Raw genomic sequence first — 22,545 nt, 5'->3', positions numbered from 1 at the left:
CTCAATCATCCTTCAAGGGAATATCGGCGGCCTCTTTCGCCGTCTGCTTGCTGCCTGGGCGAAGGGTGAACACAACCACGCCGACGAAGAATGCCGCCATTGCCAAGAGGCCCCAGCTGTCGGCGAAGTGTCTCATTGCAGTATAGGTTTCCATGGATCACCTCACCGATAGCCGGTCGCATCGTCGTAGGTCGAGAAATCGACCAACGTTCCGAGCATCTGCAGGTAGGCCACTAAGGCATCCATTTCGGTCAGCGCAGCGGGATTGCCGTCGAAATCGCCGGTCTTCGCCTTCGGATAGCGGGCAAGCAGGGCCGTCGTATCTGCGTTCGGATCGGCTTGGGCCTTCATGTCGGCTTCCGCATTCGCCAGCATGTCGTCGTTATAAGGTACGCCCACGTCCTCGTTGGCCTTCAGGTCCATTCCGACGTCCTTGACCATCACCCTCTGCTCATTGAGGAAGGCGTACCTCGGCATGATCGACTCCGGCACCACTCCCCGGGGATCGGCGAGATGCTGGACATGCCATTCGTTGGAATAGCGTCCGCCGACACGGGCCAGATCCGGCCCGGTTCGTTTGGATCCCCATTGGAAAGGATGATCGTACATGGACTCGGCCGCGAGCGAGTAATGGCCGTAGCGTTCCACCTCGTCGCGGAACGGTCTGATCATCTGGCTGTGGCAGAGGTAGCAGCCTTCGCGGATGTAGATGTTTCGTCCGGCCAGCTCGAGCGGCGTATACGGCCGCATGCCTTCCACCTTTTCAATCGTGTTCTGCAGGTAGAACAGCGGTGCGATTTCGACGATGCCGCCGATGCTCACGACGAGCAGCGAGCCGACGAGAAGAAGCGTCGCGTTCTTCTCCAGGATCTTATGTTTATCAAGTATCGATGCCATGTCTCACCTCACTCGGCAGGCTGTGCTTGTTGGGGCACGAAAGTGGTTGGGATCGCAGCTTCGTCGCGCACGCGGCCGCGGATCGTCATGAACACGTTCCAGGCCATGACGAGACCACCCGCCAGGTAAAGCGTTCCGCCCACCGCGCGCAGCACGTAGTAGGGGAACATGGCCGCGACCGTCTCCGCGAAGGAATAGACGAGGAAGCCCTGGGAATTATACTCGCGCCACATCAGCCCCTGCTGGATGCCGGCAACCCAAAGGACGGCGGCGTAGATGACGATCCCGAGGGTTGCGAGCCAGAAGTGCCAGTTGACCATCCGCGGGCTGTAGAGGCGCTCGCGCCCCCATAGCTTCGGCGTCAGATAATAGATCGCGCCGAAGGTGATCATTCCCACCCAGCCGAGCGCGCCGGAATGCACATGACCGATCGTCCATTCTGTATAGTGGCTGAGCGAATTGACTGTCTTCACCGACATCATCGGACCTTCGAAGGTCGACATCCCGTAAAAGGCGATGGCGACGATCATCATACGGATGATCGGGTCGGTGCGGATTTTGTCCCAGGCACCCGAAAGGGTCATGAGACCGTTGATCATGCCGCCCCAGGAGGGCATCCAGAGCATTACCGAGAAGACCATGCCGAGTGTCTGGGCCCAGTCGGGCAGTGCCGTGTAATGCAGATGATGGGGCCCGGCCCAGATGTACATGAAGATCAGTGCCCAGAAGTGGATGATCGAAAGCCGGTATGAATAGACGGGTCGGTTGGCCTGCTTCGGCACGAAGTAGTACATCATGCCCAGGAAGCCGGCGGTGAGGAAGAAGCCGACAGCGTTGTGGCCGTACCACCATTGGGTCAGCGCGTCCTGTACGCCCGAGAAGGCGGAATAGCTTTTAGAGCCAAGAAACGAGGCCGGAACGGCCAGGTTGTTGACCACATGCAGCATCGCGATGGTGACGATGAAGCCGAGATAGAACCAGTTTGCCACGTAGATGTGCGGCTCTTTGCGCTTGAGGATCGTCCCAAGATACACAGCGAGATAGGCGACCCAAACGATGGTCAGCCAGAGGTCGACGTACCACTCAGGTTCGGCATATTCGCGGGCTTGGGTGATTCCGAGGACATATCCGGTCGCAGCCATCACGATAAAAAGCTGGTAACCCCAGAATACGAACCAGGCGAGGTTCCCGCCGAAAAGACGGGCGCGACAGGTGCGCTGCACGACATAGAACGACGTCATGATGAGGGCGTTGCCACCGAAGGCGAAGATAACCGCCGACGTGTGAACGGGCCGCAGCCTTCCGAAATTGAGATAAGGCGCGATGTTGAGGTCGGGAAAGGCCAGTTGCAGCGCGACGATCACGCCGACCAGGAAGCCGACCACGCCCCAGAACACCGTGGCGATCAAGCCATAACGCACCACTTCGTCGAAATAACCGGATGTGTCGACTTTGCGCTGCTGGCCTGCCGGTGAAAAGTCAACGTTCCTGACCAGCAGCAAAGCGCCGATGACGAGGCAGAGGGAAAGTATGCCCATATGGATCGCAAAGAGATGATCATGGGCGAATGCGGCTCCTAGCAACGCTAGAAACGCCGCGACCGTGATCACCATCGTTTCCGTTGTGTAATTCATGATGTCGTCCCCAGTGCACAAACGACCGCGTCGCGGCCGGCTTTCTCGGCAGGACTGTCACGAAGCTGCGAATTGCTCCTTGATCTACATCAACGAGCAGACGGTAAGACGGGCGCAGACCGCCGCAGTTACAAACTGTTACAAACTTTCACCCTTTGGCACCGTCCACTCATTCCGGTGTGACGCAGGGGCGTTCTAGTACATGTCCTGACAATGGGGACACGACGATGCTGATGCAGAAAAACCAAGCGTTCGAACATGCCGAAATGACGAACGAAACGATCTATGCCGGTCGATCTTTGTCTGCGCTCTTCCTCGCCTCCGCAATGGAGCCCGTCTCCGCCGGGAGAGCCATCTGCTGGGAGGGCGACGAGGCAAACCATCTCTTCCAGGTCGTGGAGGGGGTTGTTCGTCTCTATCGCATCGTCGGCGAGGGCCGCCGTGTGATAACCGCGTTTTGCTTCGCCGGCGACCTGATCGGCGCATCGCTGCAAAGCGATTTCCTCTTCACCGCGGAAGCCGTTACCGAATGCAGGATTCGCCGCGTATCCCGGAAAAGCTTCCACGATGAAGTCGCGCGGTCGGATGCTCTTCACACCGCATATATTTCCCTGCTCTGCCAGGAGACGGCTGCCGCACACGAACAGATGGTACTGCTCTCGAAGAAGAATGCAGAAGAGCGCCTGTGCAGTTTCATCGCGAAGCTGGCATCCCGCCGCAATCCCCAGGCGCGGCAGAGCCTTCTGCGCGTCCCCATGAACCGGCAGGACATTGCAGACCATCTCGGCTTGACCATTGAAACCGTGTCTCGCACCCTCACCAAACTTGCATCGCGAAACGTCGTCGCTCCAGAGGGCAGGCATGACTTGCGAATCGTCAATCTCGCCGTTCTTACGCAGTTGTCCGGCGACGCTGATGATTTTTTCGAGAAATCCTGTCATAGGGTCAGCCTGCACTGACGTAACGAAGCCGCAGGACCGACCTTCATGCCTCACCGCCTCATATCACCGAGAACCGTATCGTCCCAGGAACTAGATGCCATGGTGCACATGCTGGACGGAGCCGACATCCTGATCCACCGTTTTGATGGAACTGTCACGCATTGGTCCATTGGCTGCGAGAATATGTATGGCTGGGCAAGAGAGGAAGCGGTCGGGGAGAAGGTGCACGAATTGCTGGCGACGCAGTTCCCGGAACCGGTGGAAAACATCCGCAACCAACTGAAGTCGCGCGGCTTCTGGCAGGGTGAAATCATTCATCGTCACAAGAGCGGGCACGACATTCATGTTGCCTCTCGTTGCGTGCTGGTCAATTCGCCGGATGGCGATCTTGCCGTCATCCAGACAAACAGCGACGTCAGCGCGTTGAAGCGAGCGCAAGAGGTGGTCAAATCCCGCGAGGCACATCTGAGCTCGATCCTGGACACCGTGCCGGACGCCATGGTGGTGATCGATGACAAGGGAATGGTGCTTTCGTTCAGCAAGGCTGCCGAGAAGCTGTTTGGAATGTCTTCCGATCAAATTTGCGGCCGCAACGTGAGCAACCTTATGCCGAACCCCTATCGCGATGCTCACGACGGTTACATCGATCACTATATCGATACGGGCGAGAAACGCATCATCGGCTACGGGCGTGTCGTCACCGGTCAGCGGGCCGACGGTTCGCAATTTCCGATGGAACTCCACGTCGGCGAAGCGACGGCAAACGGAGAGCGGATATTCACCGGTTTTATCCGCGACCTCACCAGCCGTTACAAAATCGAGGAAGATCTTCGCCAGTCACAGAAGATGGAAGCTGTCGGGCAGTTGACCGGAGGCATCGCGCACGACTTCAACAACCTGCTCACCGTCATCAGCGGCAATCTCGAAATGATCGAGGACAAGCTGCCGCCCGGCAACCTTCGTGAAATGCTGGGAGAGGCTCAGGCCGCGGCGGAGGACGGAGCTGTTCTCACGGCTCAACTGCTCGCTTTCGGTCGGCGACAGCCGTTGAATCCGAAGCACGCCGATCTTGGTCAAGTTGTGAGCGGCTTCTCGGATCTGCTCCGTCGAACGCTCGGCGAAAATATCAGGTTGTCGACCGTCATCGATGGATCTGGCCTGAATGTCCTTGTGGACAGCTCGCAGCTCCAGAACGCCATTCTGAACATCGCTTTGAACGCAAGGGACGCCATGCCCAAGGGCGGCAGTCTGACGACGACGATCTCGCGCGTCTATCTCGATGCCGACTATGCGAAAATGTATCCGGAGCTACGCAGCGGCAATTTCGTGCTCGTCACGATGACGGATACCGGTTCCGGCATGACGGAGGAGGTCAGGAAGCATGCGATAGAGCCATTTTTCACGACAAAGGAAGTCGGCTCGGGCACAGGTCTCGGACTGAGCATGGTCTATGGCTTCGTCAAGCAATCGGGTGGGCATCTGCAGATTTACAGTGAGGTGGGGCGCGGCACGACAGTTCGGATATATCTCCCCGCCACCAATGGCGGGAAGCCTCAGGAGGCGGCACTGGACCATGGCGCGGGTGAGAGCCAACTGCCGCAAGGGGACGAAGTCGTGCTCGTCGTCGAAGATGACGCCCGTGTTCGCCGCGTAGCCGTCGCAAGGCTCGCCTCGATGGGCTATACAGTGCGCGAAGCCGAAAACGGTCACCGCGCGCTCGATCTCCTGAGGAAAAACACTGACATTGCACTGCTTTTTACCGACATCGTGATGCCGGGCGGGATGACGGGTGACGAGCTCGCAAGAGAGGTGCGTATTTTACGGCCCGACATTGCCGTGCTCTTCACATCGGGATATTCCGAACCGGGTCTCGCAGGCAATGATACTGTTCCGGGCGCCCGGTGGCTGCGCAAACCCTATACCGCCAAGGAGCTGGCGTTGAGGATCCGCGAACTTCTCGACGCGAATTGACTCCAGGGTGACCCTTCTGAGCTGAGGCGCATTTTGCTCAGCTCACGCCGCCAACCCGGCGATCCGCGAAACCAGCCACAGCATCGCGGCGGTCCCGATTATGTAGGCGCCGAACTGACGCGCCGGTGCGGGCTGTATCGTGCTCAGCGAGCCTGCTGCCCGAAGCACGACCAGCATCGCGGTGACGAAGATCAACTGACCCGCTTCGACACCCAGGTTGAATGTCAGCAGGCTCAGCGGCACATCGGATTGCGGCAAGCCGATTTCCCTCAGGGCGCCGGCAAAACCGAAACCGTGCAACAGCCCGAACACGAAGGCCACGACCCAGGGGTAGCTCTCGGATAACCGCCTTTCGCCCGGTTTGATCTTGATCAGTTCGCTTGCGACGAATGCAATGCTGAGGGCGATCGTCGCTTCCACCGGTTTCTGCGGCAAACTGAAATATCCGAGCGACGCTCCAGCCAGCGTGATGCTGTGCGCGATCGTAAAGGCCGTGATCGTCTTGACCAGCATCCAGCGGTCTCGAATGAGTAACATGAGCGCCAGTACGAAGAGCAGGTGATCGAGACCCGAGAGTATGTGGTCGACGCCCAGCAGGAAATAAGTCCGGGCGACCTCGAGGCTGGTTTGTGCGCCGGCTGCGGTGAAGGAGGGCGCGTCCGGCATCAGGCGCACGACCTCCGTGTCGCCGTTCTCGTATTCGATGCGGACGAGTGCTTCGGTCATGGTCGACTTGAGGCCGTTGATGCCGATCTCGCCGCCCCTCAATCCCCCTGCACAGGCGACGGTCCTTCGCTCCAGATAAGCTCCGTTCACGATCAACCTCACCGATTCGGCTTTCTCGATGCACGGCTTCGGCAGACTTGCATATAGCCCGAGACGCATGTCGCCCTGCGCCGGCACCTTCCACACCACGGCGAACTCGTCCGGAGCGGTTTCGCGCATGTCGAGATAGGCCGGCCTGATCTCATGGGCCATGCCGGACGTGGCCAGGAACACCGGCATTAGCACGGCGAGCAGTTCCGCAAGCCGCGTCATGGGTGGATGGCCGCGCCGGTGGGGCTTTCGATGCTGACCACATAGCGCTTGAAGAGTTCGGCGAAGCGTTGGTCCTCGAGTTCCTTGCGCTTGGCGTTCGTCCACTCCCGCGAAACGGCGTCGCGCACCTCCTCGAGCGCCGGCACCCGGCCGGGCACACGCTTCGTCACGCGGATCAGGTGCAGCCCGAAGCCGGAATCGACGGGACCCATCCATTGACCCAGCGGAGCCTTGTCTAGTTTTTCCGCGAAATCGGCGCCGAAGGTTTGGTCGATCGATATCTTGCTCGAAAGCGGCAGGTCGGGCGGAAGCAGCGTGGGGTCGCCAAATTGGGTGCGATCCGTGGCCGAATCGGTCAGCAGCGCTTCGAGGACGGAAGCTGCGTCCTGTGCGATCGTGTCGCCGCGCCGCTGAGGGTTGAAGTACACCTGCTGGAAGGCCAGCATCGAACCGGTTTCGAACACGGCTGCATTGGCTATCAGATAGGCGTCCAGCTCCGCATCGGTCGGTGCCAGCGCTTCTGCGTCGGCGGCGTTCAGGAATTCCATCTTCTGGCGCAGGCGGCGACGAACCACTGTGTCGTCCCTGTCGAGCCCGAGCTCCAGCGCTTGGCGTACCAGAATTTCCTCCTTCACATGATCGTCGATCAGGCCCTTCAGGTCCTCGGCTGTTGGCGAGCGCTGCCAGGTCTTTGTGAACACGGTTGCCATCTGCTCGATCTTCGGCGCCGTGACGACAATGCTGTCCGGCTTGTCTTCCTCGGCGCCCAAGAGCCCGTAACCCGCAAAGATCAGCAGCGCGAGAGCCAAGAAGTGGGCCAGCGGCTCCCTCAACACACGTTTCAACAGGATCGCCTTCACTTTGCCGTATGCTGGGCCGGACGACGATCCGGCGGCCGGTTCAACCGCCGGCATCGCAGTCACGGCGTGTACCAGATCGGCGAGGTATAGGCGCGTTCGGTGACAGTCATCCGCGTACCCTCAAGCGGCTTCGTTCCAAAGCGTTTGGCATCATAGGCGGTCCACCGCGGCGTCGGTATCTCGATGACGCGTCCGTAGTAGAAGGCTTTCTGCTTCGGATCGAAGCTGGGGTCCTTCCACACAGCGATCAGTTCCGGCGCACCGATGGTGTTGGTCCATGTCGCGTTCTCGATGTCGACGGTGCTGCCGACCGATGGCACCTTGCCGTCGGCGCCCGGTTTGCGGTCCCCGCCCGAGGTGACGTCATACACCTGCTCATGTGTCTCGCCCTTGTCGTCGAGCCAGCCCTTGACGATCTGGTAACGGTCGAGATTGGCTCCAATCGGATCTCGCAGCGCGGCGACGAGAAATGACGGCGCCTTGCCTTCTGGCGCTGCTGTCAGATCGCCGCCCATGGGAACGCCCTTGCTGTAGCCGATCGCGCCGGGGTTGCGGCTCTCGGCATCGGCCGGCTCGAAATCCCACCCGCCGAAGAAGCGCACGGCCATGCGCGGTCCGGTTGTGGCATAGGTTTCCTTGCGCTGCATGGCGTCCCAGATCGACTCGCGCGTGTTTTCCGCCGCCCATACAGCCGCGTAGCCCGACGCGCCGACCTCCCAGTCCATCACGGTGATGCCCGTCTTGGCATCCTTGACAAAAGTTGCCGTCAGGCGCTCCGGGCTCGGCTCCTGCGGCGTGGTCTTTCCGAAGAAGTTTTCCTCTTCCATGGCCGCAAGGCCCGTATGCGCGTCGGAGCTGCCGACCAGCCCGAACTTGTAGGGGTTCGTGCCGAGTTCAGCTTCGAGCTTGAGGCCGTTCTTCAGCGCGGACCGTGCATATTCGAACTCGAGCATGTCAGGCGTCTTCGGCACGCTGGCGTCGAGATTGCCGAAGTCCCAGATCTCGAAATCCGCAAACTCGTCATTGGGCGAGAGCGCCGGATGCGCCTCGCCCGTGCCCTTCGTCTGCGTCGTCTCGTAGAGGCGTTCCCACCTGGAGCGCTGCTCAACATATTCTTTGTCGACTGGCTTGCCGGTGAAGGATTCGATCAACGGGAACATGCGGCCGTTGGACAGATTGCCGTTGTGCGCAATCGCCAGCACGTTGCCGCCGGTCTTGTCCTCATAGGCCTGCATCCACTTCCATAGATCGCGCGGATTGTCGCTGCCCAACGGCTTAAGCGTCGTATAGGGCACGACCTGGTCGGCCTTATCGGCATTGTCGCGGAAGATGACATTGCGATGCAGATTGTTGCCTCCCGTGTTCGAGGTCCATTCGTAGCCGATGAAGGCCGTGAACCGTCCCGGATCGTTATATTCCTCGGCGGCCTTTATCGTGTCCTGCCACGCGTTTTTGTAGGGACGCGTATCCGGCCCGTAGATCATGCTCTTTGGCAGCGTTCCCTTGCCGAAGCTGAAGATGATTTCGAGCGCCGCCGTGGCGCCCTGACCCGACTTGATCATGTCGTACCAGGTCTTGGCCTGCGGATCGGCGATGACATCCGGCTTGCCGGCAAAGAGGTCCGGGAACATGCCCATGTTGTCGGAGTGGTCGGCCACCACCAGAAAGTCGAGCGGCCGTGACAGCTTGGCAGGCTGGCCGCTCGACGCCGTGATCTCCTCGCCGCGGGCGAAGCGGTAAGCGTCGCGAGGCGTCAACCGTGCCCCGAAAGCGCCGGCATCGAAGGAGGCTCCGGTGTGGAGATGCGTGTCCCCGAATAGCGGTCGGGTCGGAAAATTGCGCCCCGCATAGGGCGAGTAGACGGGTTTGCTGGAAAACGCCTTCCCGGCCTTCGCGCTGTCCAGAGTGCCGATATCGGTGGTCTCCTGTGTGGCTGCGGGCAAGGCAGAGCCCAGGCTTACGAGCCCCGCAATAATCAATTTGGCAGATGTCTTGTTCATCGGTCCCCCCTTTTTTGCAGCAGCCATACTTACCCCATCCGCGCGGACTATTTGTTGATTTGCATCAATGACCGGATCTCCGGTCTACCTTCGAATGTTCCTTGACTGCCGTCGCTAATGTGGCAACCGCGTCAATACGCTTAGCAGTCAACTGTTTGTTAATATCTTACTGGCGTGATATTCTCACAGCAGACAGGGTGTATGCGCCTACACTTGCATCCTAGCAAATAAGACACAACGTGAGAAACTTTTACTTGCGAAATAACGTAATCAGTCGTGATTAAACCTGGCGCCTTTTAGAGCTGACCCAAACGCCTAGAGTTTGCTGGAGGGGGAAAGATGAAACTTAGAGCCGCGCTTACTCTGACGTTCATTGGGAGTTTTCTGTTACGGGTGGCGTCATGGCTGCTGACGCCTATTCGCCGATGACACCGAAGCTTCAGTAAGCCGAAACCGAAGAAGGGTGGACGTTCGCATTTGCCCCCTATTTCTGGGCGGCAGGACTTTCCGGCAACGTCGCGCAATTTGGGCTACCCACAATTGAAGTGGATGCGAATTTCAGCGATATCCTTGACCGTCTCGACTTCGGCGCCATGGCGATCGGCGAGGCTAGGTACGACCGTTACAGTATCTTCGGCGACGTCATGTATATATCGGGCTCCGCCGGCACACCCAGAGGGATCGTCGCCTCCAGCGTCGAGGTCACAACGGAAACGTTTGCCGGTTTGCTCGGCGTTGGCTACTCGATCATCGACGACAATTCCGCTCGCCTTGATGTCGTCGGCGGGGCAAGGGTGTGGTCTGTCGATACCGATCTCTCGTTCAGCGGCGGCATTCTTGATGGTGTGTCGCGAAACGACGGCGCGACATGGGTGGATGCGATGGCCGGATTTCGTGGAAATTACGTGATCACGCCTGAGATCTATCTGACCGGATGGGGGCTTATCGGTGCCGGCCAAGCCGACCTCGATTGGGACATTGCCGCCGCGATCGGCTACCGTTTCAACGACACCATTTCGGCGGTCGTCGGTTACCGTGCCTTGGGTGTCGACTATAGCAAGGACGGCTTCGTATTCGACGTGCTGCAGCAAGACCCGATTCTCGGAATGGTGATACGCTTTTAACCCGATCAACGCTCAGTTACGCCGAGGTTACACAGGGTGACTGGGCGAGCTGTTTTTAATCGGATGCCATGCGAGCAAGGCTAGAACAATTCCTGGATATAGGAGGCAGGGCCGTCGGCCGCCCCCTCAACGATGGATGGAAGCAGCAAGTGCGCAAGGAAATAGCCCAAAGGAATGAGCGTTTCGACCGTCGCTAGGACGTTCGCGACCAGCCGGCAGACGGCGATGCTCGTCCATGGCGAAAGTTCAGGGTCCGTTCGACCTTAGCGGACTTTAGGACAGTTTCTTGTTGTGACCCCTTTGACCGGCGTCAAAGAGCCCGGTCCAGCATGTCTTTAAAGATGTTTGAGAGGCCGCTTTGGACCTCGGAGAACAGGAGATATGCAAATGCGTTTGAAATTCGGTCTGATCGCTGCAACGGCAGCCTTGATCGCTTCGGCTGCACCGTTGATGGCTGCTGACCACCAGGTTCAGATGCTGAACAAAGGCGCAGACGGCGCGATGGTGTTTGAGCCCGGCTTCCTGAAGATTGCTCCGGGCGAGACTGTCACGTTCATTCCAACGGACAAGAGCCACAACGTCGAGACGTTCAAGGGTCTCATTCCCGATGGCGTTCCTGAGTTCAAATCCAGGCCGAGCGAGCAGTATCAGGCGAAGTTCGACATTCCGGGCGCATATGTCTTGAAGTGCACGCCGCATGTGGGCATGGGCATGGTTGTATTGATCCAGGTCGGCGACAGCCCGGCCAATCTTGACGCGATCAAGATCGCCAAGGTGCCGAACATGGCGCGTAAGAGGCTGGATGCCGACCTCGCGCAGATCACCCCTGCTCAGATCACCCAGTGATTGACCGACAGGTGCGGACGGCACGCTTGCGCGCCGTCCGCACCGTCACGTTCAGCGCGTGCGGCTTCGCGATTATCGGCACGGCAGCTCGCGGCCGCGTCGCATTGCTCAGGCCGCCTCCGTTTGCGCATCTGCATCGGGCGGACGCGACGGCGGTTCGTCCTTCATTGCCCGTTGAAGCAACCTGACGATCTCCCGCTCCGACTTGATATGCCGGCGCATCGAACAGAAGAACGAACGCAGCTGATATCCTACGGCTTCCCAGGAGAGCCGGCAGCGCCCCTCGCTCAGGGTGTCCAGCGTGAAGACGAGGTGCTGAGCCGCATCATGATCGAATAGGCGACCGGCTTGCCGGCGTTCCCTCGCATCGGACAGCTCCTCGACCTCCATGATCAGTCCGAGCGCCGACGAGACCAAGTGCTCTTCGAGCCGGTGCGTCGTCAGCAACAGCGGGATCAGACCGCGTGAAAGACGGCGGCAGAGGCTTTCATCGATATGGCAAGGCAGAAAGTCGGCAATTGCCTGCAACACGTCGCACCACGACATAAGCTGCTCATAGCAGCTCTCGAGTTCTCCGAAACCATCCGGGATTGGGTTCTTCATCCTATTACCTCTGCAGCAACAAGCTGGCGGACCATGGCAGGGCGCCGAACGAGGGCTGGTTTCTCGCTCAAGCGGCCTTGCTGTGCGTGCGCCCGTGCGAACCGAAATAGGCGTCGAATGCCGCCGCAACAGCGCGGACCATGAACCGTGCGCCTTGAGACACAACAATCCGATCTCCGCAAATCGCCGCGACGCCATCGGCAACAAGCTCACCGAGCCGATCGTTTCGGTCGATGAGGAAGTCGATGTCAAAACCCGACGCTTTGCTCAATCCTGCGAGATCGACTTCGAAATCACACATAAGCCGTTCGATTATTTTGGCCCGGAGCTTATCCTCCTCGGTGAAAAGATATCCCTTGGCTGTCGGCAGGATGCCGGAAGCAACCCGCTCCTGATATAGCCCCAATGGCACATGGTTCTGGACATAGCCGATCGGCAGCCGCCCGATCGCCGAAGCACCGAGGCCGATCAGCGTATCGCAATCATCCGTCGTGTAACCTTGGAAATTCCTTCTCATCGTGCCGTTGCGCGCAGCGATCGCGAGTTGATCGTCCGGCAGCGCAAAATGATCGAGCCCGATGCGCGCATATCCGGCCTTTACAAGCTCTTCCGCGATGGCTTCGGCCTGCTCGTTTCGCTGTTTTGCATCCGGAAGCAACGCTTCATCTATGAGGCGCTGGTGCTTCTTGAAGGCCGGTATGTGCGCATAACCGAAAACGGCGAAACGCTCCGGACGCAGCTGCGCGGCCAGTCTGACGGTGTCGATGCAGGATTGCACGGTCTGGTTCGGAAGGCCGTATATCAGATCGAAATTGATGCTGGAGATACCCACGGAGCGTAGCCCGCTGACCGCAATCTCCGTCTGCTCGAAGGATTGTGTTCGGTTGATCGCGGCTTGCACGATTGGATCAAAGCTCTGAACGCCGAGGCTTGCGCGATCGACACCGCTTTCGCCGAGCGCTTCGATCATCGGAACGGCCAATGTGCGTGGATCGATTTCAGCCGCGATGCTCGCATCTGCCTCAAACCTGAACGCGCTCCGCAGCTTTGCCATGATTGCGGCAAACTCCTGCGGCTTCATGATCGTAGGAGTGCCGCCACCGAAATGAACGTTCTTGACGGGGACGTCGTTTTCGGCAGCAAAGGATACAAGCTCGATCTCCTGGCTCAGGACATCCAGGTATTCGCGAACCGGACCATCCTGCCGGGTGATGCTCGTGTGACAACCGCAGTACCAGCACATTGAGCGGCAGAACGGGACGTGGAGATAGACGGAGACGGGTCCGGCTTTTGCGATGTTGGCGAGTCCCCTCGCATATTCATCCGGCCCCACCGTGGCTGAAAAGGCTGGCGCCGTTGGATAGCTCGTGTAGCGCGGGAACCGCGCGTCGCCATACTTGGCGACCAGACAGTCGGACATTGTCGCATCCCTTGACAAAAACAGAATGGTTTATGACGTCGAAGCGCACGATCTTCTTTGTTCTAGGTCAAACTGGTGAAATCGTCGTCCATCTCGGCTCGGCGTCAAAGTCAGCCCGCTGATCCATCCGCTCGCGGGCGAGCGCGTTCCGGCACACGCCGTCATGAACCCCCAAGTTCCATGAGTTGCCACACGGCAAATGATGTGGAGTTGACCGAGATCAAAGTGTCTTTGTGCTGATTTCGTACCTTGGAGAGAGGGAACACCACTGGCCGGCAGCGTTCATGCAACGCAGACTCCTGCTCAACGGAGATGCCGGCGCAACGGAGATGAAAGTGCCGCACGATGTCGTCAAAGCAAGCCTGAATGCGCGAGATAAGTCCGGGCGTATCGATGTGCGTTTCGGCGCAGACATGAAAACCGTCATAGTCTCCAGGCGCGCGCTGCTCTCCGTAGCCTCGCCACCTCGCGCAACCGAAGTCCGTTTCCTTCAATATCTCGACGCGTTCTGCGAAATCGCAGCGAGCGGCCTCGGTTCAAAGGAGGCGGGCGGTGACGTGGTCATGATCACTGCAAATGACGTTCGCAGATGGCGCCGCGCGTGGCAATCGTCCGAAATGGCGGGGATACGGACTGCACCTCGCTTGATGCCGCCGGACGCCGCGTCGTCAGAGCGCGCTGCATAAATTTGCGCCGCGCCGCTAGGCATTCCGGAACTTTCATGCCGGCACTTTCGTCATTTCAGGATCATTGGCGTTGCCTTCCAGCGTAAGCGAGCAAGCCGCGTTCGTCGCCATCATATTCGTCATCGTCGCCGGAGAGTTGCACCAGCATTCCATATTTCACGATGCGAACGCAATGACGGCCGGCCGATACGAGAATGCCCTTGTTTGCCAGCTTCGTCATCATTCGCGACACGGTTTCGATCGTCAGGCCGAGATAGTCGGCAATGTCGAGCCGGGTCATCGGCAGCTCGACAATGGCATTGGAGCGGCTATGGCCCGGGTCACGATGAAGCTGCTTCAGCAGGAAGCTGCAGACCCGCTCCTCGGCGTTCTTGCAGGACAGCAACACCATCTGGTCCTGGGCGGCGGCCATCTCGTCGCGAAGGCGGGCAAAGACCTCTGGCCGCAGCGCCGGCGAGTTGCCGACCTCGGCCTCGAAAACCCTGCGCGAGAGGCGGCGGACCCTGGTGTCGGTGATGGCTTCGGCGCTGTAGAGATAGTGGTTCTTCAAAGACACGCCGACGATGTCGCCAGCTTGCAGAAAGCCGGTGATGACCCGGCGGCCATCGGAGATGATCCTGAAGATGCGCAGGTTTCCCTCCACCACTTCGAAGAGGTGTTTGGCGGCGTCGCCCTCGAAGAACAGCGATTCCCCGGCTGTCAGACGTTCGACCGGCTGCTTGTTGAAAAGCGCCTGCAGGCAGTTCGGCTCGGAGCCGAGAAGCACCGCATTGGCGATTTCCAGCGCGTGATGAAAATTGGTTGTCTGCAGCATGACCGTTCCCTCTGTGCTGTCGATGAGGACAACTAACCCGCCGCTGGTGACACGCTGATGCCACGCGTGTTAAAGACGGTGCCATTGGGTAACAGTCTGTAACAATCAGCGGCTTGACGGATGGGCGATGGCAACACTTCAGCATGACGCGCATCTTCTCGTCGTTGACGACGATCCGCGCATTCGTCAGATGCTGAAGCGCTATTTCGAGGGCGAGGGTTACACCGTCTCTTCCGCTTCTGACGGCATCGAGATGCGGGTACGCCTGCGCCAGCAGAGGTTCGATGCCATCCTGCTTGACCTTGTCCTTCCCGGAGGCACGGACGGGCTTGATCTTGCCCGCGAAATTCGCGCCCAATCCGATGTTCCGATCATGATGCTGACGGGCCGCGACGACGTCGTCGACCGGATCGTCGGTCTGGAAGTCGGCGCCGACGATTACATCGCCAAACCCTTCCACCTCAGAGAAGTCCACGCACGGTTGAAGTCGATCTTGCGCCGCCGGCAATCTTGGGCACGCAATGCCGAGCCGGTCAGCGAGGAGATCATCGGTTTCGAGGATTGGAAGCTCAATCTCAGCCGCCGGCAGCTTCTCGATCCCGACGGCGCGGAGATCGAGTTGACGACCGGCGAATTCGACATGCTGGCAACCTTCGTGCGGCATGCCGGCCGGGTGCTAACCCGTGACGTGCTGATGGATCTGACCCGGGGCCGAAACCTCGAAGCCTTCGACCGGACGATCGATGCCCAGATCGTCCGGCTGCGCCGCAAGATCGAAACAGATCCGAAGAGACCGCAATTCATCAAGGCCGTACGCGGCGTCGGTTACGTCTTCACTGCCAGGCTGGATTGACGAGTTCAGGACATTGTGACGCTTGCGGCGGCCACTTCCGTCGTGCGTCCGCCGATGGTTTCGTGAGCGGTTGCACGAGATAGGATGCTTCCGCCCCGCACACCTCGACATGCGCAAGAGACGAGATCAAGCCGGCATGCGCAGTGTGCCTTGAACGCCGTCAAGAATCGGTTTGCGATGAATCAATGCGCCGCCGGGCGCCGCCTTCATCATCCCGCCGAACAAACATCGCGAAGGGATGACGGTCATGATGGATAAATTGATGAAGGCGGCAGTGGTGCGCGAATTCGGCAAACCGCTCGCAATTGAATGCATGCCTGTGCCTGTGCCCGGGTCGGGCGAAATTTTGGTGAAGGTCGTTGCATGCGGCGTCTGCCATACCGATCTGCACGCAGCCGAAGGTGACTGGCCTGTCAAGCCGAGGCCGCCCTTCATTCCTGGTCATGAGGCCGCGGGCGTCGTGGCGGCCCTCGGCCCCGGCGTCACTGATTTCAAGGAAGGCGATGCCGTCGGCGTCGCCTGGTTGCACGATGCCTGCCTTCGCTGCGAATATTGCGAAACCGGCTGGGAAACGCTCTGCGAACATCAGCACAATACCGGCTACAGCTGCAACGGCGGCTTTGCCGAATATGTCATCGCCTCCGCCGCCTTCGCCGCCCGCCTTCCCAAAAATGTCGACTTCGCCGAGATTGCGCCGATCCTCTGCGCCGGCGTCACGACGTATAAGGGCTTGAAGGAAACCGAAGCGCGTCCAGGTGAGTGGGTGGCGATATCGGGGATCGGCGGGCTGGGCCACGTCGCGATCCAATATGCCAAGGCGATGGGCCTAAAGGTGGTCGCGCTCGACGTCGCCGCCGCCAAGCTCGACCTTGCCCGCCAGGTTGGCGCCGATCTCGCACTCAATGCGCTTTCCGAAGACACAATCGAGAAAGTGCTGAAGGTCACGAGCGGCGGAGCGCATGGCGTGCTTGTCACCGCCGTCTCGCCGCCCGCCTTCTCGCAGGCACTCAGTATGGTACGCCGCAAAGGCACCATCAGCCTTGTCGGCCTTCCGCCGGGCAGCTTCCCGACACCGATCTTCGACGTGGTGCTGAAGCGCATCACCGTGCGTGGTTCGATCGTCGGAACACGCCGTGACCTCGATGAAGCGCTCGCCTTCGCCGCAGAGGGTCGCGTCCGGGCCGAGATCGCCACCGCGCCGCTCGATGACATCAACGACATCTTTGACGGGCTGAAGGCGGGAACGATCGAGGGGCGCATGGTGCTCGACATCGCCGGACAGGCGAGCGCATTCGCAACTCAGGGGCAGTCCGCGGCATAACCGGCCGCTGCACAGCGTCCCCGCCGGCCGAAGCGGCGGGGACACAGGCGGCGCGTCTCCCAAGGGCAAATACCCTGTTCATCTGCCCGCGCCGTTTTCCTTGCCTTTTTGATTTTGACGCTGATCAAAGCATTTCGCTTTCGTCGCAGTTACCTTCGTCCCACTGGTTTCGTCGGCAAATGCCGACGCGTTCGAAGCTTCAGAGCGCCACCAGCATGATCCCAAACCTGCCTTTTTCAGGAGTTGAAAATGCTCGTTCAAGCCATCATGACCTCACCGCCGATCACCGTAACGACATCCTGTTCCGTTGCCGAAGCCGCGAAGTTAATGCTCGACAACAAGATCAGCGGCCTGCCGGTCGTTGATGCAAACGGAGCGCTCGTCGGTATCGTCAGCGAAGGCGATTTCCTGCGCCGGAGTGAACTGAACACCGAGCGTAAGCGTTCCTGGCTGCTCGAATGGCTGACCAGCCCGGGCAAGATCGCTGACGAATATGTCCGTGCTCATGGGCGACGGGTCGAGGAAGTGATGACCGCACCGGTCAGCGCGATCGCGCCAACCGCCTCGATCTCCGACGCCGTCAGGCTGATGGAGCGTCAGGATATCAAGCGCCTGCCGGTCGTCGCCGATGGTAGGCTCGTCGGCATCGTTGCCCGCTCCGACCTGCTGCGCGCACTCTCGCAAGCGCTGCCGGCCGCCGCCGTTTCCGCAAGCGATGCGCAGATCCAGGCAGCGATCGACGCTGAGCTTGCCCGGCAGAGCTGGAGCCGTAACGGCTTCATCCATTGCCGGGTCACGAACGGCGTTGCCGAGCTCAGCGGCACCATCTTCGACGAACGCGAACGTCTCGCCGCGAATGTCGCGGTCGAGAATGTCCCGGGCGTGACGACGATCAAGGATCAGCTCGTCTGGGTCGATCCCTATTACGGCGTCGCAATCCCGCCGCCGGAAACCGAGGCCAGACAGGCCTGAATTCTAGGGAGGACCATGGATCATCCGGCTCCCAACGTTCGCATGGCGCAACTGCTGGCCACCTCGATGCTCGCAACGTCGGCACGGTTCGTACTTCTCGTGTCCAACTGCGGAGGTCTTAGACGAGCGATCTTCACGAAGCCGCCGGCAGCTGGTCAAGGAATGGCGTGCACAAGAGATTAGGCTTGCAATAGCGAAGGTGAAGTTTGTTGAGCCTAGCCATTAGGCAGCGACGTTTTGCGCGGGGCTAAACCATCTCCGATGGGCCTTCGCTGGATTTCATCTGACCGGTACATGGAAGGCATTCGGCGCCGGAGAGTTCCATACGATCGTTCTTCATGCCCACGCGCAGAAAATGCAGGCCCTCGACCTCGCCGTTTATCACTTTCGTACTCACGAAGCAGAACGCCTGAACCGGCGCGCCAGGTATGCTTCGACCATGCTCGTCGAAAGAAAGCGCGCCGCCATCAACACCTCTGGCGCCTTGCAGCGGTTCGGGGCATCCTATGATGGCTGAAAATTGTGTTTATGGCAGTTGGAGGAATGCCGATGCGCTGCTTTACCGTGCTTGGACCCTCGCAGACCGGAAAATCAACAGTCGTGGAAAAGCTCGGCTCCCTGGAGGGGGCGCCGAGAAAATCCAGCTCCCCTTATGGATTGAAGCTTACAGAATTCACCTTTGGAAACGAGGCGTGGTGTGCGCTGGATGCGCCAGGACCCAACGAAGCGTTGGCGCATGCACAGCACGCGCTTCTTGCCAGCGACGCCTGCATCCTGTGCGTTTCATCGGCACCCGAGGAGGCTGTGCTCGCCGCGCCCTATCTGCGGATAGTCGAAGCCTCGGGGACGCCGTGCATCCTCTTCGTCAACCGAATGGACGAACCGAGAGGGCGGCTGAGGGACGTGATCGCCGCGCTTCAAGACTACGCCAACCACACGCTTTTGCTTCGCCAGATCCCGATCCGCGAGGGAGACAGGATCATAGGCAGTTGCGATCTGATTTCGGAACGGGCGTGGCGCTACCGGGAAGGCCAGACTTCGGCGCTGATCGCAATCCCCGAAAGCGAAGCCGAGCGCGAGCACGAAGCGCGCAGCGAGCTCCTGGAACACCTGTCCGAATTCGATGACTGGCTTCTCGAGGAACTAATCGAAGATCGCGAGCCGCCCAGCGACGCCCTCTATGCCATTTCATCGCGGGTTCTCCGGGAAAACAGGATTATTCCAGTCCTGATCGGTGCCGCAAGTCACGGCAACGGCATGATGAGGCTGATGAAGACGCTGCGCCACGAGGCGCCGCCGCTCGGGGTTCTTCGACAGCGCCTGGCTCGTGCGGGCAATGTCGATGAAAACAAGCTGACCGCCGTGAGCTTCCATGCCTATCATCGCCAGAATGTCGGTAAGACAGTGCTCGTGCGCGCGCTTGGCGAGGGACTGCGGCAGGGCGCATCACTGGGCGGCTCCAGTCTCGGCGCCGTACAGCATCTCGCAAACGGGCGGTCCAATTCGGCGGTTGTGCCTGCACCGGGGGATGTCTTCGCAACAGTCAAGTCCGACCACTTGCCCGTCCCCTCGCTGTTGACATCAGACGCGGTGGTCGCCCCGCCTGAATGGACGGAGCCACCCACGCCGATGCTTGAAAGGATCCTGGTCCCAGGCAGCGAGCGCGATGAAAACAAGCTCTCCGAAACACTGGCAAGACTGTCCGAGACGGATCGCGGCCTAACGGTCTTGAAGGAGGAAGGCACGGGCGCCCAGCTCGTCCGCGCCCAGGGCCCGGTACATCTGCGCGATCTCTGCCGAACCCTGTCCGATGTCTTCCACATCGACGTAACCGATCGAATGCCCAGCCCGATCTACCGCGAGACAATCGCGAAGCCGTCCGAGGTTCACTACCGGCATCGCAAACAGACCGGCGGTGCCGGGCAATTCGCGGATGTGAAGCTGAGCATTCGCCCCAACGAGCGCGGCCGGGGCTTCACCTTCAGCGAAACCGTCAAGGGTGGCGTCGTTCCGCGCAACTACATCCCTGCCGTCGAAGCAGGCGCGCGCGAAGCGATGGAGAAAGGGCCGCTCGGCTTCCAGGTCATCGATGTCGGCGTAACGCTGTTCGATGGTCAGTACCATGCCGTCGACAGTTCGGAACACGCCTTCCGGACTGCGTCGAAAATGGGAGTGCGACAGGCGCTTTCCGAAGGGTCGGCCGTTTTGATGCAACCGGTCTTCCGCAGCGAAATTCACATTCCGTCGATCTATTCCGGCAGCCTCGTCCAGATCGTCTCCGCTCTCAAGGGTCAGGTTCTCGGCTTCGACCGGGATGAAACCGCCAAGGGATGGGACATCTTCCGGGCACTCATTCCGGGCGGCGCACTTGACGATCTGGCGCGGGCGCTGCGCTCGGCGACGCAGGGCATCGGTTATTTTTCCAAGACCTTCGATCACTTCGAGGAGTTATACGGCAAGGAAGCGGACGCCATCGTGAGGGCACGCGAGGAACCAGGCGTCGCACACTGAAACGTTCGCGCCACTTCATGCTCGTTCGCAGAATGGGGCTCATCTCGTTTGGCAGCCGTGAGAACGCGCCGTTTCACGCTGCCTATGGCATTTAATCTGAGATTCGCGGGAGCGATTATCGGCCACCAACCGCTAATGTATCAGCAACGTTTTGAAATGGCGGCAATTTCTCGAAAGAGATTAGCCTCAGACGGCCGACACACTATCTCTGCGGCTCTCAAATAATGTGCCAAACTCCAAACGGCATTCTCGCACTAACTGCCGCGTCTCGAATTAAGTGTCGAGGTATCCTCTTGAAATGGAAGACCAGTGCAGGGCGAGCCACATCAACCACGAAGAAGGACATACGCACTTAGCACTTTCGGTGTCGACTTTCAGACCTTTTTCACCTGTGGGATAACCCAGGAACCGTCCAGGATCGACGGCGGGCTGCCGTCCGGCCAGTAGAGCCTCATCATCAGGATGAACTTGCCTTTCGGTGCCGGAAGCCAGTTTGATTCCTTGTCGACGCCGGGGGATTTGTTCTGGATATAGATGTTGATCGATCCGTCCGCGTTTGGCTTCAGGTCCTGCCGAGCGCTGATGGAGTAGCGGTTGATCGGATTGGCGACGAAGAAGTACTCTTCGTTGTACATCGTGATCGACCAGAACCCCTTCACCGGCGGCGTCTGTCCTTTGGGGAACGTGAGGATATAGTCGTCGGACCCCGAATAGGCACGGGAGAATACTCCGTCCTTGGATTTGGTCGATGTCGGATAGATGGCATCCTCGGGTCGGTTGGCCCCAAGCCCGATCGCGGTAATCAACGCCCGCTGCAGATAGTTGTTGCCATAGATGCCCGTTTTAGTCGTGTAGCCCCAGCCGTTAATATCCTTAATATCGCCATCGCTCAACTTGAAGTGCAGCATGATGCGTGCGAAGGCGACCTCTGGAATACGCTTGATGAAATTCGCATCGAGTTTGCTCTTGTCGAAATCCTTTCCGGGGACAATGCCGATCTCAGCCATCTTTCCGACCATCTCTGCATCGGCAGCCGTGGGCGGATTGGTCTTCAACAGTTTGCTCAGCAGCGTGAAATACTCGACAGCGTCCATTTTGTTGACCTGCTCGCGGACCGCCGTCTTCATGTCGATCTCGGGGTCGACCTTGCCGGGCGGCGATGTCCACTCCTTGCCGTAGCTGCTGAGCGGCACGAGCTTGCATTGGTCCTGCGCAGCATGAACCGCCTTGTAGTCTTCCGGCGTGCCGGTGCAGTAGATGCGCCCGAGAATCCAGACGATACTCGTCGGCGACTTGTACTCGGTAACGCCCTCAGGCAGTTTGCCTTGCCATCCCGGGCCGGTGATCGCGTAGGTCTGCGCTCCGCCACCGGTGGTCCTCTTTCCCGGCACCTCGAAGACGGTCGTCCATCCGTCGAGCATCGGGAACAGGAAGTACCGGTCCTTCATTTCAGGGATCGAAAAGACCCACGGTTCCTTGCCCACGTCAATGAATGCGGTCGTGTAGAGCGTATCCGCATTGGGCGCGGTAACGTCGGTAAATGACGAATCAGGGTACTCGCGGACCTTGATGATCTGGCCCATCGGCCCCTTGGTGCCCTTGACCTTGGCAACGTTGGTAATCACCCGCCGCGTCATTTCCATCGTTACCAGCGGATAGCCGTAGATGTAGGCATCGACCGCCAGCCAGAAGTCGCTTTTCCCCTCGAAGGGATCGAGAAGGGGATCGTCAAGGGCGTGTGCTGGTGAGAGCGAGCTGGCCGCAGCAAGCAAACCTAGACTGCCGATCGACACGGTGCGACGTGTGACTTTCATGTTCCCCCCCAATGTATTTGGCTTTGGAGCCGGAATTGGCTCTCAATCATGCTAATCCACCCTTGATATTAGCATCCTCTAAGTTTCAGGAAAATACAACAGCAGGTTTACCTGAGAGCTGCTTCGATATGAGGAAACACCGAAACAGGACGACGTCCAAGTCTGCAGTTGGCGCATAGTTGCCATAGCGCTCCACAGTTGGTGGCATGTGATATCGAGTACCTGAATTATCCCGCCCAG

Annotated in this window: 19 protein-coding genes and 1 pseudogene; 10 read left to right on the top strand and 10 right to left on the bottom strand. The window is 59.4% G+C overall.

Annotation, left to right across the window (positions count from 1 at the left end):
* Position 1: 1 nt before the first annotated feature.
* From G9X64_RS20030 to ccoN, 3 genes are read right to left on the bottom strand one after another with little or no spacing between them, the layout of a single operon-like run.
* Positions 2–154 (bottom strand): CcoQ/FixQ family Cbb3-type cytochrome c oxidase assembly chaperone, encoded by a 153-nt coding sequence (locus G9X64_RS20030; protein WP_017969139.1) that lies wholly within the window; start codon positions 152–154, stop codon positions 2–4.
* Between the two features lie 8 nt (positions 155–162).
* The gene (gene ccoO / locus G9X64_RS20025) at positions 163–897 is read right to left on the bottom strand and encodes a cytochrome-c oxidase, cbb3-type subunit II (protein ID WP_171377275.1); all 735 of its coding nucleotides are present in this window, start codon (positions 895–897) and stop codon (positions 163–165) included.
* Between the two features lie 8 nt (positions 898–905).
* The gene (ccoN, locus tag G9X64_RS20020) at positions 906–2,531 is read right to left on the bottom strand and encodes a cytochrome-c oxidase, cbb3-type subunit I (protein WP_171377274.1); all 1,626 of its coding nucleotides are present in this window, start codon (positions 2,529–2,531) and stop codon (positions 906–908) included.
* A 227-nt stretch (positions 2,532–2,758) separates the two neighbouring features.
* On the opposite strand from ccoN, the gene G9X64_RS20015 reads away from it, so the two are divergent.
* A complete protein-coding gene (locus G9X64_RS20015) occupies positions 2,759–3,490 on the top strand; it encodes a Crp/Fnr family transcriptional regulator (protein WP_171377273.1) in 732 nt (243 codons plus the stop codon).
* 27 nt (positions 3,491–3,517) lie between these two features.
* On the top strand, positions 3,518–5,443 hold the full coding sequence (locus tag G9X64_RS20010) for a PAS domain S-box protein (protein WP_171377272.1): 1,926 nt from the start codon (positions 3,518–3,520) through the stop codon (positions 5,441–5,443).
* A 42-nt stretch (positions 5,444–5,485) separates the two neighbouring features.
* Here the strand turns inward: G9X64_RS20010 and G9X64_RS20005 are convergent, their stop codons facing one another.
* From G9X64_RS20005 to G9X64_RS19995, 3 genes are read right to left on the bottom strand one after another with little or no spacing between them, the layout of a single operon-like run.
* Positions 5,486–6,481: a HupE/UreJ family protein gene (locus tag G9X64_RS20005; RefSeq protein ID WP_171377271.1), complete on the bottom strand. Its 996-nt coding sequence runs from the start codon at positions 6,479–6,481 to the stop codon at positions 5,486–5,488.
* Positions 6,478–7,395, bottom strand: a complete 918-nt coding sequence (locus G9X64_RS20000; protein WP_210259701.1) for a peptidylprolyl isomerase — start codon at positions 7,393–7,395, stop codon at positions 6,478–6,480. Before G9X64_RS20000 ends, G9X64_RS20005 begins: the two co-directional genes overlap by 4 nt.
* A gap of 5 nt (positions 7,396–7,400) precedes the next feature.
* Positions 7,401–9,341: a DUF3604 domain-containing protein gene (locus G9X64_RS19995; protein WP_171377270.1), complete on the bottom strand. Its 1,941-nt coding sequence runs from the start codon at positions 9,339–9,341 to the stop codon at positions 7,401–7,403.
* A 339-nt stretch (positions 9,342–9,680) separates the two neighbouring features.
* Between G9X64_RS19995 and G9X64_RS19990 the strand changes: the two are divergent.
* A pseudogene (locus G9X64_RS19990) lies at positions 9,681–10,465 on the top strand (hypothetical protein).
* A gap of 387 nt (positions 10,466–10,852) precedes the next feature.
* Positions 10,853–11,311: a pseudoazurin gene (locus tag G9X64_RS19985; protein ID WP_168309504.1), complete on the top strand. Its 459-nt coding sequence runs from the start codon at positions 10,853–10,855 to the stop codon at positions 11,309–11,311.
* Positions 11,312–11,419: 108 nt separating this feature from the next.
* On the opposite strand, the gene G9X64_RS19980 is transcribed toward G9X64_RS19985, so the two are convergent.
* Positions 11,420–11,914 (bottom strand): hypothetical protein, encoded by a 495-nt coding sequence (locus G9X64_RS19980; RefSeq protein WP_171377269.1) that lies wholly within the window; start codon positions 11,912–11,914, stop codon positions 11,420–11,422.
* 67 nt (positions 11,915–11,981) lie between these two features.
* A complete protein-coding gene (gene hemN / locus G9X64_RS19975; RefSeq protein ID WP_171377268.1) occupies positions 11,982–13,334 on the bottom strand; it encodes an oxygen-independent coproporphyrinogen III oxidase in 1,353 nt (450 codons plus the stop codon).
* A gap of 329 nt (positions 13,335–13,663) precedes the next feature.
* Between hemN and G9X64_RS19970 the strand changes: the two genes are divergently transcribed.
* Positions 13,664–14,020, top strand: coding sequence for a hypothetical protein (locus G9X64_RS19970; RefSeq protein ID WP_376766405.1), 357 nt, complete (start codon positions 13,664–13,666; stop codon positions 14,018–14,020).
* Between the two features lie 61 nt (positions 14,021–14,081).
* Here the strand turns inward: G9X64_RS19970 and G9X64_RS19965 are convergent, their stop codons facing one another.
* The gene (locus tag G9X64_RS19965; RefSeq protein WP_171377267.1) at positions 14,082–14,834 is read right to left on the bottom strand and encodes a Crp/Fnr family transcriptional regulator; all 753 of its coding nucleotides are present in this window, start codon (positions 14,832–14,834) and stop codon (positions 14,082–14,084) included.
* A 127-nt stretch (positions 14,835–14,961) separates the two neighbouring features.
* Between G9X64_RS19965 and G9X64_RS19960 the strand changes: the two genes are divergently transcribed.
* The 5 genes from G9X64_RS19960 to G9X64_RS19940 all read left to right on the top strand — a co-directional run bounded on the left by G9X64_RS19960 (position 14,962) and on the right by G9X64_RS19940 (position 20,491).
* On the top strand, positions 14,962–15,687 hold the full coding sequence (locus G9X64_RS19960; protein ID WP_171377266.1) for a response regulator: 726 nt from the start codon (positions 14,962–14,964) through the stop codon (positions 15,685–15,687).
* A 247-nt stretch (positions 15,688–15,934) separates the two neighbouring features.
* Complete coding sequence (gene adhP, locus G9X64_RS19955) at positions 15,935–17,008, top strand: alcohol dehydrogenase AdhP (RefSeq protein ID WP_171377265.1); 1,074 nt, start codon at positions 15,935–15,937, stop codon at positions 17,006–17,008.
* Between the two features lie 249 nt (positions 17,009–17,257).
* A complete protein-coding gene (locus G9X64_RS19950; protein ID WP_171377264.1) occupies positions 17,258–17,980 on the top strand; it encodes a CBS domain-containing protein in 723 nt (240 codons plus the stop codon).
* Positions 17,981–18,335: 355 nt separating this feature from the next.
* Positions 18,336–18,497, top strand: coding sequence for a hypothetical protein (locus G9X64_RS19945; RefSeq protein ID WP_171377263.1), 162 nt, complete (start codon positions 18,336–18,338; stop codon positions 18,495–18,497).
* Between the two features lie 32 nt (positions 18,498–18,529).
* Positions 18,530–20,491, top strand: coding sequence for an elongation factor G (locus G9X64_RS19940; protein ID WP_171377262.1), 1,962 nt, complete (start codon positions 18,530–18,532; stop codon positions 20,489–20,491).
* 374 nt (positions 20,492–20,865) lie between these two features.
* Here the strand turns inward: G9X64_RS19940 and G9X64_RS19935 are convergent, their stop codons facing one another.
* A complete protein-coding gene (locus tag G9X64_RS19935) occupies positions 20,866–22,305 on the bottom strand; it encodes a DUF1254 domain-containing protein (protein ID WP_171377261.1) in 1,440 nt (479 codons plus the stop codon).
* Between the last annotated feature and the right edge of the window lie 240 nt (positions 22,306–22,545).

This window comes from Rhizobium sophorae (assembly GCF_013087515.1).
Lineage (GTDB): Bacteria > Pseudomonadota > Alphaproteobacteria > Rhizobiales > Rhizobiaceae > Rhizobium > Rhizobium sophorae.
Note: the sequence above shows the minus strand (reverse complement) of the source record. Positions and strands in the feature narration are given on the sequence as shown.

Excerpts from the sequence above, each read along its gene's own strand:
- hemN (WP_171377268.1), bottom strand. The coding sequence starts at position 13,334 with ATGTCCGACTGTCTGGTCGCCAAGTATGGCGACGCGCGGTTCCCGCGC.
- G9X64_RS19985 (WP_168309504.1), top strand. The coding sequence starts at position 10,853 with ATGCGTTTGAAATTCGGTCTGATCGCTGCAACGGCAGCCTTGATCGCT.
- G9X64_RS20005 (WP_171377271.1), bottom strand. The coding sequence starts at position 6,481 with ATGACGCGGCTTGCGGAACTGCTCGCCGTGCTAATGCCGGTGTTCCTG.
- adhP (WP_171377265.1), top strand. The coding sequence starts at position 15,935 with ATGATGGATAAATTGATGAAGGCGGCAGTGGTGCGCGAATTCGGCAAA.
- G9X64_RS19940 (WP_171377262.1), top strand. The coding sequence starts at position 18,530 with ATGCGCTGCTTTACCGTGCTTGGACCCTCGCAGACCGGAAAATCAACA.
- G9X64_RS20000 (WP_210259701.1), bottom strand. The coding sequence starts at position 7,395 with ATGCCGGCGGTTGAACCGGCCGCCGGATCGTCGTCCGGCCCAGCATAC.
- G9X64_RS19995 (WP_171377270.1), bottom strand. The coding sequence starts at position 9,341 with ATGAACAAGACATCTGCCAAATTGATTATTGCGGGGCTCGTAAGCCTG.
- G9X64_RS19970 (WP_376766405.1), top strand. The coding sequence starts at position 13,664 with ATGAAAGTGCCGCACGATGTCGTCAAAGCAAGCCTGAATGCGCGAGAT.
- G9X64_RS19960 (WP_171377266.1), top strand. The coding sequence starts at position 14,962 with ATGGCAACACTTCAGCATGACGCGCATCTTCTCGTCGTTGACGACGAT.
- G9X64_RS20030 (WP_017969139.1), bottom strand. The coding sequence starts at position 154 with ATGGAAACCTATACTGCAATGAGACACTTCGCCGACAGCTGGGGCCTC.
- G9X64_RS19980 (WP_171377269.1), bottom strand. The coding sequence starts at position 11,914 with ATGAAGAACCCAATCCCGGATGGTTTCGGAGAACTCGAGAGCTGCTAT.
- G9X64_RS19945 (WP_171377263.1), top strand. The coding sequence starts at position 18,336 with ATGCAGGCCCTCGACCTCGCCGTTTATCACTTTCGTACTCACGAAGCA.
- ccoO (WP_171377275.1), bottom strand. The coding sequence starts at position 897 with ATGGCATCGATACTTGATAAACATAAGATCCTGGAGAAGAACGCGACG.
- G9X64_RS20010 (WP_171377272.1), top strand. The coding sequence starts at position 3,518 with ATGCCTCACCGCCTCATATCACCGAGAACCGTATCGTCCCAGGAACTA.
- G9X64_RS19965 (WP_171377267.1), bottom strand. The coding sequence starts at position 14,834 with ATGCTGCAGACAACCAATTTTCATCACGCGCTGGAAATCGCCAATGCG.
- G9X64_RS20015 (WP_171377273.1), top strand. The coding sequence starts at position 2,759 with ATGCTGATGCAGAAAAACCAAGCGTTCGAACATGCCGAAATGACGAAC.
- G9X64_RS19935 (WP_171377261.1), bottom strand. The coding sequence starts at position 22,305 with ATGAAAGTCACACGTCGCACCGTGTCGATCGGCAGTCTAGGTTTGCTT.
- G9X64_RS19950 (WP_171377264.1), top strand. The coding sequence starts at position 17,258 with ATGCTCGTTCAAGCCATCATGACCTCACCGCCGATCACCGTAACGACA.
- ccoN (WP_171377274.1), bottom strand. The coding sequence starts at position 2,531 with ATGAATTACACAACGGAAACGATGGTGATCACGGTCGCGGCGTTTCTA.